17 protein-coding genes are annotated in these 16,414 nt (G+C 64.5%); 8 read left to right on the top strand and 9 right to left on the bottom strand.

Annotated elements, in window-relative coordinates:
* Positions 1–6: 6 nt before the first annotated feature.
* Positions 7–1,239: an amidohydrolase family protein gene (locus tag ABH922_RS05690; RefSeq protein WP_424806000.1), complete on the bottom strand. Its 1,233-nt coding sequence runs from the start codon at positions 1,237–1,239 to the stop codon at positions 7–9.
* Between the two features lie 165 nt (positions 1,240–1,404).
* On the opposite strand from ABH922_RS05690, the gene ABH922_RS05685 reads away from it, so the two are divergent.
* A complete protein-coding gene (locus tag ABH922_RS05685; RefSeq protein WP_424805999.1) occupies positions 1,405–2,049 on the top strand; it encodes a TetR/AcrR family transcriptional regulator in 645 nt (214 codons plus the stop codon).
* Here the strand turns inward: ABH922_RS05685 and ABH922_RS05680 are convergent.
* Entirely contained in the window at positions 2,036–3,607 is a 1,572-nt protein-coding gene (locus ABH922_RS05680; protein WP_424805998.1) for a molybdopterin-dependent oxidoreductase, read from the bottom strand. The two genes, ABH922_RS05685 and ABH922_RS05680, sit on opposite strands and share 14 nt — an antisense overlap.
* Before the next feature lie 128 nt (positions 3,608–3,735).
* On the opposite strand from ABH922_RS05680, the gene ABH922_RS05675 reads away from it, so the two are divergent.
* Together ABH922_RS05675 and ABH922_RS05670 are read left to right on the top strand one after the other, a co-directional pair.
* A complete protein-coding gene (locus ABH922_RS05675; protein WP_424805997.1) occupies positions 3,736–4,554 on the top strand; it encodes a shikimate 5-dehydrogenase in 819 nt (272 codons plus the stop codon).
* A gap of 13 nt (positions 4,555–4,567) precedes the next feature.
* Entirely contained in the window at positions 4,568–5,014 is a 447-nt protein-coding gene (locus ABH922_RS05670; RefSeq protein ID WP_424805996.1) for a DUF6328 family protein, read from the top strand.
* Here the strand turns inward: ABH922_RS05670 and ABH922_RS05665 are convergent.
* Positions 5,011–5,847 (bottom strand): sulfurtransferase, encoded by an 837-nt coding sequence (locus ABH922_RS05665; protein WP_424805995.1) that lies wholly within the window; start codon positions 5,845–5,847, stop codon positions 5,011–5,013. The genes ABH922_RS05670 and ABH922_RS05665 overlap by 4 nt on opposite strands.
* Positions 5,848–5,886: 39 nt before the next feature.
* On the bottom strand, positions 5,887–6,510 hold the full coding sequence (locus tag ABH922_RS05660; protein ID WP_424805994.1) for a LysE family translocator: 624 nt from the start codon (positions 6,508–6,510) through the stop codon (positions 5,887–5,889).
* Positions 6,511–6,614: 104 nt separating this feature from the next.
* Between ABH922_RS05660 and ABH922_RS05655 the strand changes: the two genes are divergently transcribed.
* Positions 6,615–7,088: an Lrp/AsnC family transcriptional regulator gene (locus ABH922_RS05655; RefSeq protein ID WP_424805993.1), complete on the top strand. Its 474-nt coding sequence runs from the start codon at positions 6,615–6,617 to the stop codon at positions 7,086–7,088.
* Positions 7,089–7,106: 18 nt separating this feature from the next.
* Here ABH922_RS05655 and ABH922_RS05650 read toward each other — a convergent pair whose 3' ends face one another.
* Positions 7,107–7,586, bottom strand: a complete 480-nt coding sequence (locus ABH922_RS05650) for a hypothetical protein (protein ID WP_424805992.1) — start codon at positions 7,584–7,586, stop codon at positions 7,107–7,109.
* A 63-nt stretch (positions 7,587–7,649) separates the two neighbouring features.
* On the opposite strand from ABH922_RS05650, the gene ABH922_RS05645 reads away from it, so the two are divergent.
* On the top strand, positions 7,650–8,849 hold the full coding sequence (locus ABH922_RS05645) for a benzoate/H(+) symporter BenE family transporter (RefSeq protein ID WP_424805991.1): 1,200 nt from the start codon (positions 7,650–7,652) through the stop codon (positions 8,847–8,849).
* Positions 8,850–8,852: 3 nt separating this feature from the next.
* Here ABH922_RS05645 and ABH922_RS05640 read toward each other — a convergent pair whose 3' ends face one another.
* Positions 8,853–9,881 carry a phosphotransferase family protein gene (locus tag ABH922_RS05640; protein WP_424805990.1) on the bottom strand — a complete coding sequence of 343 codons (1,029 nt, stop codon included), beginning with the start codon at positions 9,879–9,881 and terminating at the stop codon, positions 8,853–8,855.
* 209 nt (positions 9,882–10,090) lie between these two features.
* Here ABH922_RS05640 and ABH922_RS05635 point away from each other — a divergent pair, with 209 nt between their 5' ends.
* Entirely contained in the window at positions 10,091–11,200 is a 1,110-nt protein-coding gene (locus tag ABH922_RS05635) for an MFS transporter (protein WP_424809576.1), read from the top strand.
* Positions 11,201–11,232: 32 nt separating this feature from the next.
* Positions 11,233–11,868 (top strand): hypothetical protein, encoded by a 636-nt coding sequence (locus ABH922_RS05630; protein WP_424805989.1) that lies wholly within the window; start codon positions 11,233–11,235, stop codon positions 11,866–11,868.
* A 112-nt stretch (positions 11,869–11,980) separates the two neighbouring features.
* On the opposite strand, the gene ABH922_RS05625 is transcribed toward ABH922_RS05630, so the two are convergent.
* From ABH922_RS05625 to ABH922_RS05615, 3 genes are read right to left on the bottom strand one after another with little or no spacing between them, the layout of a single operon-like run.
* Positions 11,981–13,411: an NAD(P)(+) transhydrogenase (Re/Si-specific) subunit beta gene (locus ABH922_RS05625; RefSeq protein ID WP_424805988.1), complete on the bottom strand. Its 1,431-nt coding sequence runs from the start codon at positions 13,409–13,411 to the stop codon at positions 11,981–11,983.
* Positions 13,411–13,734 (bottom strand): NAD(P) transhydrogenase subunit alpha, encoded by a 324-nt coding sequence (locus ABH922_RS05620; RefSeq protein WP_003941319.1) that lies wholly within the window; start codon positions 13,732–13,734, stop codon positions 13,411–13,413. The genes ABH922_RS05625 and ABH922_RS05620 overlap by 1 nt, the downstream gene beginning before the upstream one ends.
* Positions 13,734–14,843, bottom strand: a complete 1,110-nt coding sequence (locus ABH922_RS05615) for a Re/Si-specific NAD(P)(+) transhydrogenase subunit alpha (protein ID WP_424805987.1) — start codon at positions 14,841–14,843, stop codon at positions 13,734–13,736. Before ABH922_RS05615 ends, ABH922_RS05620 begins: the two co-directional genes overlap by 1 nt.
* 741 nt (positions 14,844–15,584) lie before the next feature.
* On the opposite strand from ABH922_RS05615, the gene ABH922_RS05610 reads away from it, so the two are divergent.
* A complete protein-coding gene (locus ABH922_RS05610) occupies positions 15,585–16,403 on the top strand; it encodes a maleylpyruvate isomerase family mycothiol-dependent enzyme (protein WP_424805986.1) in 819 nt (272 codons plus the stop codon).
* Positions 16,404–16,414 lie beyond the last annotated feature (11 nt).

Below are 16,414 nucleotides of genomic sequence, written 5' to 3'. Positions count from 1 at the left end.
CCGAATCTATCGACGGTCCTTCACCACTCGACCGTTCTGCACCACCAGCGCGATGCGCTCTCGATCGGCGAAGATCTCCGGTTCCACCAACGGATCGCCACGGAATGCGACGAGGTCCGCGGTCTTGCCTACTTCGATGGTCCCGACCTCGTCGCCGATACCGAGGATGTCGGCGTTGATGCGGGTCGCGGATACCAGCGCCGCCATGGGCGTTTCCACTCGCGCGCGCAGCACCAATTCCATACCTCGGCCGCTCTGGTCGGCGCCGATGAGGTCCGATCCCAGCCCGACCCGGACGCCGGCGGCGCGTGCTGCGAGCAGTCCGTCGATCTGCCCCTGCATCATCGCCCCGATCCGGCCGGAGACGGAGTCGGGCAGTCCGGCAGCGGCCGCATTGTCGGACAGCGCCTGCACCACGGCCAGCGTCGGCACCAACGCGACGCCGTTCGCGGCCATCAGTTCAGCGGTGGCATCGTCGATGTCGGAGCCGTGCTCGACGCACTTCGCACCTGCGGCCACCGCGTTGCGGATTCCGATGTTGTTGTGCGCGTGCACGGTGACGTATGTTCCACGCGCGCTCGCCTCTTCGACGGCAACGGCGATCTCGTCGACGGTGAACTGTGTGTCGGTGAGCTTGTCGTGAGTGGAGACGACGCCACCGGTGACGCAAAGCTTGAGGAAGTCCGCGCCACGGCGGAACGTCTCACGAACGTTCTTCCGCATCTCGTGCGGACCGTCGGAAAGCAATGACATGCACCGTAATCCGGGGATGTCGTGATCGGACCAGTCCGACGTGGGCTCCCATTCGGACGCCAGATGCCCGTGCCCGCCGGTCTGACACTGGATGGGGCCGGAGGTGAGGATTCGTGGCCCACGGACCTTGCCCGACGCGACAACGCCGGCAAGCCCACCATCGACGCCGCCGCAGTCGCGGACGGTGGTGAAGCCGCCGTCGAGAGCCTGCCCGCAACTGGCGAACATGTCGGCGGCAAGCTCGGCCACCGAGATCTGGCGTCGCAAACTCGGTCCTAGATCACTCGAACCTCCGAGATGGACGTGGGCGTCGATCAGTCCGGGAGTCAGGGTCAGGCCGGAGCAGTCGACGATCTCCGCATCGTCGGGCGCGGTACCGCCGATGGCAACGATCCGACCTCCGTGGAAGGCGATGGCGCAGTTCTCGACGGGCCTGTTTCCCGAGCCGTCGATGATCGTCGCACCGGTGAGCCAAGTCGTCGACATGGTGAAGTTCCTCCGCCTTGTGTGCCGGTTCGGGAAATTCACCGATACCGAATGGGTTTCGGTTAGTATGATCCATGCCACCGCGGTAAATCAAGACACGACACCGCATCGGTGCCGACGGACCGACACCGACCGTCACCCGCGAATGCCCTGGCAGGAGAACGAATGCCGCGACCGACCCAGCCACTGCTCTCGACGCAGAACATCACCGACGCCGCCCTGCAGTCGGTGGAGGAGACGGGCGACTTCAGCATGCTCGGCATCGCCAAACGGTTGAATGTGACGGCGTCGTCGCTGTACACGCACGTGTCCGGTCGGGACCGGATCGTGGAACTGATGCGCATTCGGATCATGTCCTCGATCGCCGTCCCCGAACCGCCTGCAGGCTGGAGTGAACGGGTACGCGCGTGGGGGTGGGCATACCGGCGAACCATTGCCGCGAACTGGCGACTCATCCCACTTCTGATCGCGCACACCGAACGCACCGACATCGTCTTCGATATCGACAATGCACTGTTCCAGGCGTTTACAGAGGGCGGATTCTCACCGGTGGACGCTCGGCACGCGATTTCCACCTTGGACAGTTTGGTAGTCGGCTCGGTCCTACGGTTGGCCACTCCGGACGTGGCCTGGACCGAACCTCCGACCCACCCACCGGGCATCACCGACGACCGCCGGACCAACAGTCCCGTCCGCCCGGACGAGACGTTCGAGTTCGGCCTGCGAACACTGATCGCCGGATGGACCGCTCGGCATCTTCTCCGCCTGCTCACCGAACAGCATTCGGATACTGAAATTACTTCACCGTGAACGACCTGGTGTGCCACCCGGTTGCGCCACCGGGGATCGGCGACGTCCGCTCCTCCACCTGAACATTGCCGTCCAGATCCGTCGCCCGCACCTGCACGGTGTGCAGCCCCGACGTCGCAGTCCATATCCAGGACCACTGCCGCCAGGTGTCGATCGAATACTGCTCGGCGAGGGTCGCGGTCTGCCAGTCGCCGTTGTCGACGCGCACCTCCACCTTCTCGATGCCGCGATGCTGCGCCCACGCCGTCCCGGCTACCACCACCTGACCCGCCTCGACAGGTGACAACGCGGCCGGCGCCTCGATCCGCGACGCCGTCTTGATCGGAGCCTGCGCGCCCCATCCACGCTGCGTCCAGTAGGCCTCTACCTTGTCGAAGCGGGTCAGCTCCCAATCCGTCACCCATTTGGTGGCGGAGACGAAGCCGTACAGGCCGGGAACCACCTGACGTACCGGATAACCGTGTTCGAACGGGAGCGGCTGCCCGTTCATGGCAACGGCGAGCATCGCGTCCCGGCCGTCGGTGAGGGCCTGCACCGGGGTACCGACGGTGAACCCGTCGACGCTGGTGGAGAGCAGCATGTCCGCGTCGGGGTGAACACCGACTTCCGCGAGCAGTTCCTTCATCGGATAACCGATCCACGTCGCGTTCCCGGCCAGTGTTCCGCCTACTTCGTTGGACACGCACGTCAAGGTGATCACACGCTCGACGGGGGTCCGCGCTGTCAGGTCCGCGAAGGACAACGTGATCTCACGATCCACCATCCCGTGAATGCGAAGTTCCCAGGAGTCGGTGGTGAGCTGCGGAACCAGCAGCGCGGTGTCGATCCGGTAGAAATCGTCGTTGTCGGTGATGTAGGTCGACGCCCCGGCCACCCCGATGTTCGCAGCTGCCGGTATCGGCGGAGCCACCTCGGCAACGGTCGGCACGACGAACGCATCACGGTTCGCGACCGCACCCACCAGACGCTGCCCGACGGTCTTCCCGGCGGCGGCCGCCGCAGCCGCCAGTGCCATTGCCGCTCCCGCAAGAATCAGGAATTGCCTTCGTGGAAGCCATGATTCGGCAATCATCGGATCCCGCGGCACCTCCAACTGCACTACCAGGAGTCGTAGGGTGGCGATACCGACGACCACGCCGACCACGGTCGGGAACACGTACATCGCGTCGGCGTTCGGACGCTGCGTCGACGCGTACACCCCCACCAGTCCCAATATGCCCACGAGAACGCTGCCGATCGGCCGTCGACGACGCTCGACCAAACCGGCCACAGCGCCGAGGACCACGATCAGGATGGACATCGCGATGAACAGTGCGGGCTTGTCGTTGGTGCCGAACGTGTGGATCGCGAACTCACGGGCCCAGGCCGGGGTGCGGTCCACCGTCGTGGCACCCACGGCGTAGAAGGGCGAGGAGTCCGGATTGATCGGCAATGCCACCAGTTCCCCGACGCCGAGGACCACCGCGACAGCGATTACGCCGGACAGTGCATGTGCCGCCCACCTGCGGCGCAGCGCGCGCGCGTCACCAGGTCGGTCGTCGATGGTCGAGATGGCCATGTCGTCTCGGATCTGTCGGTGCGAATAGTGCTTCGATCTGAACAAGAGGCATTCGGGGCCGCCGGTGCCACGGATGGGTACAGCCCGTCGCGAGAAACTACACCGATCAGGCGATTAGAGTTACAGCAATGACGGTCGACCTCAACAAGGACACTCTGCTGTGCATGTCGCTCTCCGGGCGACCGAGCAACATCGGTACCCGATTCCACAACTTTCTGTACGAGGAATTGGGTCTGAACTTCGTCTACAAGGCGTTCACCACCGACGACGTCACGGCAGCCGTCAACGGCATCCGAGCGCTGGGAATTCGTGGCTGCGGCGTGTCGATGCCCTTCAAAGAGGACGTCATCACCCTCGTCGACGTGATGCACGACTCGGCGGCGGCCATCGACTCGGTCAACACGATCGTCAACGAGTCCGGCGTGTTGCACGCCTACAACACCGACTACCAGGCGGTCGCCGACCTGCTCCGGGAGAACCAGGTGAACACCGCACTGTCGGTCGCGGTTGCCGGTAGCGGCGGCATGGCAAAGGCTGTGGTGGCAGCGGTTCGCGACACCGGATTCGGCGACGTGACGGTCGTGGCGCGCAACCACGATTCCGGTTCGGCGCTCGCACAGCAGTACGGCTTCGAGTGGGCACCGGATCTGGGTGACCGCAGACCCGGCGTGCTGATCAACGCCACCCCGATCGGCATGTCGGGCGGCAGCGAGTCCGATGCCCTGCCCTTCACCGAAGCAGCAGTCGAGGCTGCGGACGTCGTTTTCGACGTCGTCGCGATGCCCGCGAACACACCGTTGATCGTGTTGGCCACCGAACTCGGCAAGACCACGATCACCGGCGCCTCGGTCATCGCGTTGCAGGCAGCCGAGCAGTTTGTTCTCTACACGGGGGTGCGACCGTCCGCTGATCAGATCAGACGGGCCTCCGAGTACTCGCGAGCATGAAAAACTCGCGCTCATGACCGACACCGGAGAGTCGCCACCGCAGCAGCTCGCCAGGAACGTCAACGAACTCCTGCAAGAACTGCGGGTGGCACTCTCCGGTGTCCAAATTCTCTTCGCGTTCCTCCTCGCGGTGGCCTTCACCGACCGCTACGCGGAGCAGTCGGTGTACGTGCGCACCGTCCACATGGTGACGGTGGTGTTGGTTGCGGTGTCCTTCGGATTGCTGATGGCACCGGCAGTCTGGCACCGAATGCTGTTTCGGCGCGGCCGTCGACATGACATTCTGACGCTTGCCAACCGATTCGCCTTGTGCGGTACGGCTTTTCTGGCCGCATCCATGACGGGCACCGTGCTGCTGATCGCCGAAGTCGCCGTGGGCGGGATTCTGGCGAAGGTGCTCGCCGCCGCAGCTGCCGTCATGTTCTCGACGCTGTGGTTCGTGATCCCGTACCGCCTCTAGGCTCCGGTCGCCACCGCGCGCGAACTGTCGTTGGACCACTGTGACCACGAGCCGGGAAACAGAGTTGCCTCGTACCCCGCCACGGCGAGGGCCGCGATCTGATGTGCCGCAGTCACCCCCGATCCGCAGTACACGGCGACACGATCGCCGACGCCCACTCCGTCGAATCGCTCCCGCAGGTCCGCGACAGCCAGGAATCTTCCGTCCGCGTCGACGTTTCCGGCGGTCGGTAAATTGATCGCGCCCGGGACGTGACCGGCCACCGGATCAATCGGTTCGGTCTCGCCCCGATAGCGCTCCCCCGCGCGGGCGTCGAGAAGCACTCCCCCCGCTGTCGTCCAGTCGGCGGCGCCGTCGATGTCCACGGTGGGTAGGTGTCCTGCAGTCAGGCAAACGTCGCCCGCCGCCACGGCGGAACCGTCGCCGACGGCCACGTCGTGTCCGGCCGACTCCCAGGCCTGCACACCGCCGTCGAGGAGGCGCACGTCGGACAGGCCCGCCCACCGCAGCAGCCACCATCCGCGGGCAGCCGCGAGGTTGCCACTCGCGTCGTAGAGCACCACGGAATCACCGTCCGAGATCCCCCACCGCCGTGCAGCGGCCTGCAGGTCGTCGAGTTCGGGCAGCGGATGGCGTCCACGCTCCGGCGACGGCGGCGCTGCAAGCTCGGCGTCCAGATCCACGAACACGGCGCCGGGAATGTGCCCGTCGCGGAAACGCTGCTCACCGTCCGTCGCTCCGAGCGCCCACCGGACGTCGAGGAGTTTCGGTGCAGTTGCGGAATCGATGAGTTCGGACAGTTCGGTGACGTCGATCAGCACGGGAAGGGTCATGCACTCCATCCTGACATGGTCGCCGACGCATTCGTCCGTTCAGGCGAACCCGAAGAACGCTCCGAGCCCGACCAGGGCGACGCCGGAGACGACGTCGATGCGTTTCGAGACGGTGGGCCGACGAAGCCGACGGCCGGCGCTCGCGGCAACGACCACCAGCCCCGTCCACCAGAGAGCTGCGGCGAGCACGGTGGCCGATGCCAACAGCACCGTGCGCCCTACGACGCCTGCACCCGGCTCGACGAACTGGGGCAGCAACCCGAGGAAGAACAGCAGCGCTTTGGGGTTCAGGAGGTTGGACAGGAAGCCGTATCGAAATGCCGTGGTGGTCGGGATCCGCTCTCGCATCGGCACCAGAGACGCATCGGCGCCGTGTGCTCGAAATGCACTGCGCAGCGCCGAGAACCCGAGCCACGCCAGGTAGGCGGCTCCGGCATAGGTCAGCACCGTGAGCAACCCCGGCCGGGCCGCCACCAGCGCCGACAGTCCGAGAGCTGCAGCAGCGGTGTGGACGAACATTCCGCAGACGACGCCGGCCGCCACGGTCGCCCCGGTCCGCCGGTTCGCCAAGGAGTGGCGCAGAATCAGGACGAAATCCGGACCCGGCGTGATCAGGACGATGAAAAGTAGGGAGCCGAACGCCAGCCACTGTCCGAGACTCATACGTAATACCGCAGTCCAGGGGGTAATTCGGCAGTCGAGTTCATGACGGTGAGTGTGCATTCCGATTCGGATGATTCAAAACACAACCGGATAGAATCCGAGAAATGACGAACAATGGCGGTGTGGATTCGGTGGACTGGAAGATTTTGGCCGAACTGCAGAACGACGCGTCCATCACGAACAAGGAACTGGCCGAGCGTGTGGGGTTGGCGACGTCGTCCTGCCACGAGCGAGTTCGACGCCTCCGCGCCACCGGAGTCATCAGCGGAATCCACGCTGTGGTCGATCCGGTGGCCGTCGGGCGATCCATGCAGGCGATAATCGCCGTGCAGTTACGCCCGCATCGACGCGATCTGGTCGATCGCTTCACCGCCGACGTGCTGGCGATGCCCGAGACCCTGGCACTGTTCAACGTGTCGGGTCCGGAAGACTTCTTCCTGCACGTCGCAGTCCGCGACAGCGCCCATCTGCAGCGGATCCTGATAGATCGTCTGGCCACTCATCCGGAGGTATGGCACGCGCAGACACATCTCATCTACGGCAAAGCCGTCACGGCGCCGCTACGCCCGGACCGGTAACCGCGCGTCCCGGCTCATTCACGGCGAGCGCAACGCGCCGATCTCGGCGACCACACGATCCGTACGTCGAACCACCCACACTGCGCGTCCACCCCGTGACACCGGCATCAGCAATCGCTCACCCTCGATGGGCCAGAGCACGTAGTCGCCACTGCCGGCCAGTTCGTCCTGCACTTCGCCGGCGATCGACACCGTCGCCTCGAGCGCCGACTGTCCGACGTGCGGCCCGCCGAAGCCGAAACCTCGCAGCGGTATCGTTCCCGCAGTCTTGTGCCGTGGTCGCGGGCCGCCGTCGAGATTGATGTGGCAGTGTCCGGAATCGTCCAGCGACACCGTCCACGTGCAGTTGTGCATGTAGACGTCGGTTCCGTGCCGGCGCAATTGCAGATCACGCCCAACGGCGTGGCAGGCGAGAACGATGTTCTCGGGCGCGTCACCCGGCGCATCCGACCCCGTGATCGGAAACTTCCAAATCTTCAGGTAGCTGATCTCCGGCATGAACATGCCTCCAGCTTCGCACGGCATCACCGCCTCGGTAGCGGTCCGGCACAATGATTGACCATGCCGCAGACACCAGAGGGGGCCACACCCTCACTCGCCCAGCCGATGAGCGCCGGAATCGTGACCGCCCTGGTCGGATTCACCAGCTCGTTCGCGGTGGTTCTGACCGGATTGCACGCGGTGGGCGCGGACACGACCGAGGCCGCGTCAGGGCTACTGGCACTGTGCGTGACGCAGGCCCTCGGAATGTTGTGGCTGGCTCGCCGGTACCGCATGCCGATCACCCTGGCCTGGTCCACGCCGGGCGCGGCACTTCTCGCCGGGGCCGGAACCGTTCAGGGCGGATGGCCCGCCGCGGTCGGTGCCTTCCTCGTCGTCGGTGTCGCGATAGTCCTGACCGGACTCTGGCCGAGGTTGGGCACGATCATTTCGGCCATTCCCACTCCACTCGCCCAGGCGATGCTGGCCGGAGTTTTGCTGCCACTGTGCCTGGCACCGATAGGTGCGGTTCGAGACGCCCCGAGCGCGGTTGCCCCCGTGATCGTGGTCTGGCTTGCAGCGCAACGGTTCTCGAAGCGGTGGGCAGTTCCATTGGCCTTCGCCACTGCCGCGATCGTGATCGGGATCAGCCTGCTCACCTCGGACCGCGCAATCGACACGGCGTCCATGGTGCCGAGGCTGAGCCTGACCGCGCCTGCATGGACGTGGCAGGCGATGATCGGCATCGCCGTTCCGCTCTACATCGTGACGATGGCCTCGCAGAACATTCCCGGTGTCGCGGTGATGAAATCGTTCGGTTTCGCCGTGCCGTGGCGGCCCGCCATGGTCGTGACCGGGGTCGGAACGATCATCGGCGCGCCGGCCGGCGGACATGCCGTCAATCTCGCCGCGATCAGTGCAGCCCTCGCGGCAGCACCGAGCGCGCACCCGGATCCGAAACGCCGCTGGGTTGCCGCTGCCACCGCGGGCTGGGCCTACCTCGTGCTCGCCGTCGGCGCGGCGGCGGTCGCGGCTCTCGTGGCGGCAGCCCCCGCCGGAGTGGTGGAAACCGTTGCCGGTCTTGCCCTTCTGGCAACCTTGGGGGCAGCACTGGCTGCCGCACTCGGCGACGCCGGCGAGCGGGAAAGTGCCGTCGTCACATTCCTCGTCGCCGCATCAGGGGTCAGCATCCTCGGAATCGGCTCCGCATTCTGGGCCCTGGCGGTCGGACTGGCGGTGCGAGTCGCCCTGAAACCGCGAGCTGAACCGTCGCCGCGATGACGATCAGCTCAAACCCACCGCAGCTGCCGTCGCCACCGCCCTCGCGACGATACCGTCGATCAACGCGACTGTCGGGCCACCGTGCTCGGCCTTGTTCCTGGGGTCGTCGAGAATCCGCCGCAACACACCTTCGGCGATGATCGACAGTTTCCACAATGCAAGAACGTGCCAGTAGCCGACCGCCACGACATCGCGCCCGGTTGCCGCGGCGTACGCGGTCACCAACTCGTCGCGATCGGGGAAACCTTCTTGCGTCGACGCCAGGAAGGGACCGCCGGCCGCGTCCCCGGCTTCCGACCAGTAGGCCAGCAACGCCCCGACATCGGCCAGGGGATCTCCGAGCGTGCACAGTTCCCAGTCGACGACGGCGACGATTCGTCCCTCAGCCGGGTCGGTGATGACGTTGCTGAGGTGGAAATCGCCGTGAACAAGCGTCACCTCGCTCTGTTCCGGGACGTTGCGATGCAGAAGCTCCGCCAATGTGTCGATATCCGGGATGTCGCGGGTCTTCGACTTCTCCCACTGAGCCGTCCATCTCGTGAGCTGACGCTCGGCGAACGGCTTCCGCCCGGCCAGATCCTCGAGCCCTGCATCGCCGAGGTCGACTCCGTGAATCGCCGCCAATGTCTTCGGCATCGCCAACCCGATCGACCGGCGCTCGTCCACCGAAAGCTTCTGTGCGACGGCCACCGAATCGATCACCACTCCGTCGACGAAACTCATGAGGACCAGGGGCGCGTCGGTGATCGCCGGATCCTCGGTGATTCCCAGGACCTTGGGAACGGGAACCTTCGTGCCCTGCAAGGACGACAGAATTCGATGCTCGCGGACGACGTCGTGTGCGGACGACAAGAGAGTGCCGAGCGGTGGGCGGCGCAATACCCAGCGCCCACCCCCCGCATCGGAGACGGAATACGTCAGATTCGATTGACCGTTGCCGATCCTTTCGAAGGTCAGTGGGGTGGTAGCCCCGACCCCCAATCCGGCAATCCACGCGGAAACAGCTTCATCATTCAACCCGACTGCAGTCACCGCACCGATGCTAGCGGGTGAGGGTCCGATCTGGAGGGGTACGGACAGCTTTGTTACTCGCCGGTTCCGAACCACCGAAACTCGTGCCCCGCCGAACGACCTGCGAAAATGACACCGTGAGCCTCCATACGCCAACTTCTGATTCCGTTCCGGTTCGGGCAAGATCAGGCATTTTCGGCATTTTCGGCATCAACGGATTTCTGCTCGCCATGTGGGTCGTGCATATTCCGTCGATCGAGCATCGGGTGGGAATCAGCCATTCGACGCTCGGCTCGCTACTGCTCTTCCTCGCCGTCGGCGCTATCGCCGGTATGCAACTCAGTGGTCCACTTGCCGACCGTTACGGCAGCCGCCGGATGGTCGTTCTGGCAGGCAGCGGACTGGCGGCCGCGACTCTCGGTCCGGGGTTCGCGGTCACCACCTGGCAGTTGGGTGCCGCGCTGGCTGTCTTCGGATTCGCCAACGGCGCTCTCGACGTGTCGATGAACTCACAAGCCGTCGAGGCGGAGCAACTGTACGGGCGGCCGATCATGTCGGCGTTTCACGGAATGTTCTCGGTGGGCGGTGTTCTCGGCTCGCTCATCGGGTTCGGAACGTTGGCCGCGTCCCTACCCCCGTACGTCACGCTCGCTTGTTCGTCGGCTGTCGGTTTCGTGGCCGTCGCCGCGTTCTCGCGCCCACTGCTTCCGCACCGCGCCATCGACCCGCCCGTCGGCGGGGAGTCGTCGTCGCACGGGAGATTTTCGAGTCGGGTGCTGGCATTGGGCGCCCTCGCCTTCATGTTGATGCTGGCCGAAGGAGTGGCGAACGACTGGAGTGCGCTTCAGGTCAAGGAACAACTCGGGGCATCGAATGCCGTTGCAGCACTGTCGTTCGGAGCATTTTCGGCGACGATGACGGTGGGCCGATTCACCGCCGATCGGATCAGCGCTCGGGTCGGGCCGGTCGCCGTCGTCCGCGTCGGCGCTCTGATCTCCGCGGTCGGAATGCTCACCGTGGTGACCTCTGGCCTGCTGCCGCTGACGTTGGCCGGCTGGGCGTTGTTCGGAGCCGGACTTTCCGGGTGTATTCCGCAGATCTTCACGACGGCAGGAAATCTCGGCTCCGGTTCGGCAGGCACCAACATGTCTCGCGTGGTCGGTATGGGTTACGTCGGATTCCTGGCCGGACCGGCGGTCATCGGATGGATCACCACAGTTGTATCGCTCACCACTGCAATGCTGGTCCCGCTGATGTGTGTCCTGGTCGCGGCCGGGTTCGCCGGGGTCGTTCGTCGCGGTGGTCCTACCACCGACCGAGATCACACCGGATCCTCATGATCGGCACAGGCTCATGACGGATGCTGGTAATCGTGACCGTCTCCACCCCCCAATCCCGTCCCACCATCCGTTTCGCCGTCCTTGCCGCGATCGGCATCGTGCTGTTGATCGCTCTCTACACGGTTCAGCCCGATTCACCGCACGTGGCAGTTCCGAATCCGGTCTACCAGCCGGCCGAGTGGTTTCTCGTGCACTTCGACGTCACGGCGGTACTCACGGCGACCACAGCCCTTGCGGTGGTCTCGATGGTCCGTGCCTTGCCGTACGGAATAGGCGCGATACTGATTTTGGGAGTGGGCGCCACCCTCACCGCCGCCGCATCGAGTTCATGGCTCGGCGCTGCACCGCGGTCACTTCTGCCCAGTGGTCACGTGGCTGCAGCCACGGCCCTCTACTGCTCGGCGGTACTGATCGCAGCGCCGGGCTGGCGACCTGCCGTGCTCGGATTGGGGTCGGTCGGAGTATGCGCCGTAGCCGCGTGCACGATTGTCACCGAAAACAGCGGGTTGTTCGGGGTGATCGGCGGCGCACTTGTCGCACTCGTGTGGGCTTGTGGCGCAGCAGCGGTGATGGCGCGCTCGCCGGTTGCCGCGAAACGTGAAGAGCTGCGGCCGGACACTGCGGCCATGGCATTCTCACGCCACCGCAGCATTCGGCCCCAGTGCTGAGCAAGACACCGATCGACACCGGGATCCGACTCCGATTCTGCCGATCCTTTACCCCGAAGGCGCACCCTCCCCGTTCGGGGAGAGTGCGCCTTCGGTCATTCGGGACGTGCCCTCAGAGTGCCTTGAGTTCTTCGGTGACTTCGGAGACCGATTTCTTGGCGTCGCCGAAGAGCATCGAGGTGCCCTCGGCGAAGAAGAGGGGGTTGTCGATACCGGCGAAGCCGGAGTTCATCGAACGCTTGAGCACGATGACCGACTTCGACTGATCCACGTTCAGGATCGGCATCCCGTGGATCGGTGAGCTCGGATCATTACGCGCTGCCGGGTTGGTGACGTCGTTCGCGCCGATCACCAAGGTGACGTCGGTACGGGAGAACTCGTCGTTGATGTCGTCCATTTCCTTCATCGCGTCGTAGGAGACATCCGCTTCGGCGAGGAGAACGTTCATGTGCCCGGGCATACGGCCGGCGACCGGGTGGATGGCGTACTTGACCTCGACGCCCTTCGACTCGAGCAACTTCGCCATGTCCTTGACCGCGTGCTGGGCCTGCGCCACGGCCAAGCCGTATCCCGGTACGACGATGACCTGGTTGGCGTAGGCCATCTGGATCGCGGCATCGGCGGCCGAGGTCGCCTTCGCCGTACGCACGACACCGTCCGATGCCGCAGCCTCACCGCCGCCACCGCCGAACCCGCCGGCGACGATCGCCGGGATGGACCGGTTCATCGCCTTCGCCATCAAGTTGGTCAAGATGGTGCCCGACGCACCGACGATCATGCCGGCGACGATCATCGCCTGATTGTCGAGCGCCAAACCTGCAGCCGCAGCCGACAACCCGGTCAGAGCGTTGAGCAGCGAGATGACAACGGGCATGTCCGCGCCGCCGATGGGCAGCACCACCATCAAGCCGAGCACACCGGAGAGCACGAGCACACCGACGATCCACAGTGAGCTGGTCGGGCCTTGCGGCGAGATCGCCTTGATACCGATGATCACCGAGAACGCGACGGCCGCGATCAGCAACAGAGCGTTGAGCGGCTGCTGGAGCTTACCGATTCCGATGGGGCGGCCCGGCAGGGTTTCCTGCAGCTTCAAGAACGCGATCACACTGCCCCAGAACGAGATCGAACCGATCACCGCGGCGAAGAGCGACGCGATCACGATGTGCACCGTCGGGGACTCACCGTGCTGGAATGCGGTGAACCCGTCCGAGTCCAGGAATTCCGCGTACGCGATCAACGCGACCGTGCCACCACCCACACCGTTGAAGAGCGCGACCAACTGCGGCATCGCCGTCATCTTGGTACGGAGCGCCGGCGGAACACCGAGCACCACACCGATGACGAGGCCGGCGACGATCAGAATCCAGTTACCCACCTGCGCATCACGAATCGAGATCAGAGTCGCCACTACGGCGATCACCATGCCGATCGCGGCGATCTGGTTGCCGCGCACCGCGGTCTTCGGGCCGGTCAGACCCATCAGACCGTAGATGAACATCGCAAACGCGACGATGTACAAACCATTGACCAGATATTCCATTACTGGTCACCATCCTTCGACACAGACTTGGCGGCCGGCTTGGCCTTGAACATCGCCAACATGCGGTCCGTGACCACAAACCCACCGACGACGTTGACGGTTCCGAAGACAAGTGCGACGAACAAGATGATCTGCAACCCGATCGACGGATCGTGCACCTTGCCCAGAACCACGAGAGCACCCAGGACCACGATGCCGTGAATAGCGTTCGTGCCCGACATCAGCGGCGTGTGCAGGGTGTTCGGAACTTTGGAGATCACAGCGAAACCCACGAACCCGGACAACACCAGGATCGCGATGTTCGCCAGAAGCGATGTGTACATCAGGCGCCCTTCTCTTCACGCGTCACGCATGCACCGGCGATGACCTCGTCGGAGAAATCAGGCGCCAACGCACCGTCCACCAACATCAGTTCGATCAGTGCGGAAATGTTCTTCGAATACAACTCCGACGCATGCTCGGGCATGGACGCCGGCAAATTCAGCGGCGAGCAAATCGTCACACCATGCTTGACGACGATCTGACCGGGCTCGGTCAGCTCACAGTTACCGCCCGTCTCACCGGCGAGGTCCACGACAACACTGCCGGGCTTCATGCCCTCGACAGCGGCAGCGGTCACCAAACGAGGCGCCGGACGACCCGGAACCAGCGCCGTGGTGATAACCACGTCGAAACCCTTGATCGCATCCTCGAGTGCCTGCTGCTGCTTCGCGCGCTCCTCGTCGGTCAACTCGCGGGCATATCCACCCTCGCCCGCCGCATCGATACCGAGATCAAGCCACTGCGCACCCACCGAACGCACCTGATCGGCCACCTCGGGGCGCACGTCGTAGCCGGTGGCGCGGCCACCGAGACGCTTCGCTGTCGCCAGCGCCTGCAAACCCGCAACACCGACACCGAGCACCAACACCGTCGCGGGCTTGACCGTCCCGGCAGCGGTGGTGAGCATCGGGAAGAACCGTGTGGACTCCGACGCCGCCAACAACACCGCCTTGTAGCCGGACACATTCGCCTGTGAGGACAACGCGTCCATCACCTGCGCACGGGAAATACGCGGGATCGCCTCCACGGCATACCCCTCGATACCGGCAGCCTTCAACTCTGCAATGCGATTATCGGCATTACGCGGGTTCAGGAAACCGATCAACTTCGCACCGGAGCTGATCCGGCCGATCTCGTCCGACGACGGCGGCGCGACCTTGACCACCACATCGCATACCCACGGATCACCGATCGTCGCGCCCGCAGCGGTGTACAACTCGTCCGGAATCAACGCCCCCAAACCCGCGCCGGACTCCACGACAACGTCCACGCCCTTACCGATCAACGCCGACACGATCTTCGGCACCAACGCCACCCGACGCTCACCGTCACTCGACTCCCGAGGAACGCCGACCGACGGACGCACTGCTGCGCTCTTCGATGTTTCCATGTTTTTCTGACCTTCTGCGGTTGGTGGTTCGCCTGCTGCGACGAGCGGCAACCAACGTGTGATGAGCGGAAGATGACCCGCTTTTAGATGAATGGTGACTGATACTAGTCAGACTCGAGGTGTTCAGGTGAACACGACAGTGGTGTGAAATCTTCTGAATCGAGTCCGAACAGTAGGTATTCACCGACCGAATATGCGAAGATGTGTCGTCCGTCACATAAAATGAACCGACCTGTTCCACCTGAACGGCAGTTGGCCGAGTGCAGATTGCACAAACTCCACCCGAAATTCGACATGTTGCCATGCACCCGGTCCGATCAGGAGCGAGAAAGTAGGTCTGACGTCCAGTCGGTTCACCCGGCGGGATCGGCACACGACCGGAAGGGATTCGACTCGTGGATCACCCCGCGCCGGGCTTGCGTCGTTCGCGTACCCCGAGCGAGCGCTGCGCGCATTCACCTTCGGTCAGCGAGCGCCACCGGTGACCACCACCGGATTCGGCGCCAAGACGATACCGGCTTACCGCGCAAATGGTCTGCGCAGTAGTCTTTTTCGTTCGGCTTCGAGACGCGCTCCTACGTAGCCTACGGAGGCACCGGCTGAATCGGCCGACGAGACGCATTCGGCACCGGGCAATAAGGTGGAACGAGGATCCTGTGCTCCCCCGTCCTGCACATCTCGGACAACGAGGACCTGCATAACTCGAACAGCCACATCTGAGACAGTAAGGAAGAGTGTCCGGTGAGTGAGTGGACCCGACAATCGGTAATCGCGTCGTTGATCGACGAGTGGGACGTCATCGACTCTCTACTGAGCGGTATCAGCGAGGATCAGTGGGCCACCGCGTCGGGGCTTCCGGGGTGGACCGTGCACGACATAGTCTCGCACCTGATCGGCACGGAATCACTCCTCGCCGGTATCGAAGCACCGACCGACGATTTCGATCCGCATGCTCAGGCACATGTACGGAACGAGGTGGCGGCGTTCAACGAACGCTGGGTTCGCGCCCTGGCCGACGCACCACCGCGGGCGCTCCTCGATCGCTTTCGTGCCGTCACGGCCAGTCGGGCAGTCGACCTTGCGGCAGTGACCGACTCCGAGTGGGAAGCAATCACCCCTACCCCGGTGGGGCCCGCGCCGTACGGTCGCTTCATGCGCATCAGGATGTTCGACTGCTGGATGCACGAGATGGATGTGCGAGACGCGCTGGGCCGGCCCGGGGACGAGGGTGGGCTCCGCGGTGAACTCGCCCTCACGGAGATCACCGGCGCCGTCGGCTTTCTCGTCGGAAAGCGGGCAGGTGCTCCGGCGGGCTCCCGGGTCACCTTCGATCTCAGCGGTCCGCTCGCTCGGCGTCTTCACGTTGCAGTGAACGACCGAGCCACGCTGGTCGAGTCTTTCGACGAGTCCGCCACGACAACGATCGGCATGCCGTCGACGCTGTTCACTCGACTCTGCGGTGGGCGGGTGCGGGCCGACGACCACCGCGCCTCCATCTCGATCGGCGGCGATGTCGCGGTGGGTGAACGGATCGTGAGCAGTCTTGCCTTCACCATCTGACTCGCCCCCCG

The organism is Rhodococcus sp. 27YEA15, assembly GCF_049739425.1.
In the GTDB taxonomy this organism is placed as follows: Bacteria; Actinomycetota; Actinomycetes; order Mycobacteriales; family Mycobacteriaceae; genus Rhodococcus_F.
The sequence above is the reverse complement of the archived record's forward strand: the minus strand, read 5'-3'. Positions and strand labels throughout refer to the sequence as shown.

What these genes read in the sequence shown, in the direction of transcription:
- ABH922_RS05690 (WP_424806000.1), bottom strand. Translation starts at nt 1,239, where the DNA reads ATGTCGACGACTTGGCTCACCGGTGCGACGATCATCGACGGCTCGGGA.
- ABH922_RS05685 (WP_424805999.1), top strand. Translation starts at nt 1,405, where the DNA reads ATGCCGCGACCGACCCAGCCACTGCTCTCGACGCAGAACATCACCGAC.
- ABH922_RS05680 (WP_424805998.1), bottom strand. Translation starts at nt 3,607, where the DNA reads ATGGCCATCTCGACCATCGACGACCGACCTGGTGACGCGCGCGCGCTG.
- ABH922_RS05675 (WP_424805997.1), top strand. Translation starts at nt 3,736, where the DNA reads ATGACGGTCGACCTCAACAAGGACACTCTGCTGTGCATGTCGCTCTCC.
- ABH922_RS05670 (WP_424805996.1), top strand. Translation starts at nt 4,568, where the DNA reads ATGACCGACACCGGAGAGTCGCCACCGCAGCAGCTCGCCAGGAACGTC.
- ABH922_RS05665 (WP_424805995.1), bottom strand. Translation starts at nt 5,847, where the DNA reads ATGACCCTTCCCGTGCTGATCGACGTCACCGAACTGTCCGAACTCATC.
- ABH922_RS05660 (WP_424805994.1), bottom strand. Translation starts at nt 6,510, where the DNA reads ATGAGTCTCGGACAGTGGCTGGCGTTCGGCTCCCTACTTTTCATCGTC.
- ABH922_RS05655 (WP_424805993.1), top strand. Translation starts at nt 6,615, where the DNA reads ATGACGAACAATGGCGGTGTGGATTCGGTGGACTGGAAGATTTTGGCC.
- ABH922_RS05650 (WP_424805992.1), bottom strand. Translation starts at nt 7,586, where the DNA reads ATGCCGGAGATCAGCTACCTGAAGATTTGGAAGTTTCCGATCACGGGG.
- ABH922_RS05645 (WP_424805991.1), top strand. Translation starts at nt 7,650, where the DNA reads ATGCCGCAGACACCAGAGGGGGCCACACCCTCACTCGCCCAGCCGATG.
- ABH922_RS05635 (WP_424809576.1), top strand. Translation starts at nt 10,091, where the DNA reads ATGTGGGTCGTGCATATTCCGTCGATCGAGCATCGGGTGGGAATCAGC.
- ABH922_RS05625 (WP_424805988.1), bottom strand. Translation starts at nt 13,411, where the DNA reads ATGGAATATCTGGTCAATGGTTTGTACATCGTCGCGTTTGCGATGTTC.
- ABH922_RS05620 (WP_003941319.1), bottom strand. Translation starts at nt 13,734, where the DNA reads ATGTACACATCGCTTCTGGCGAACATCGCGATCCTGGTGTTGTCCGGG.
- ABH922_RS05615 (WP_424805987.1), bottom strand. Translation starts at nt 14,843, where the DNA reads ATGGAAACATCGAAGAGCGCAGCAGTGCGTCCGTCGGTCGGCGTTCCT.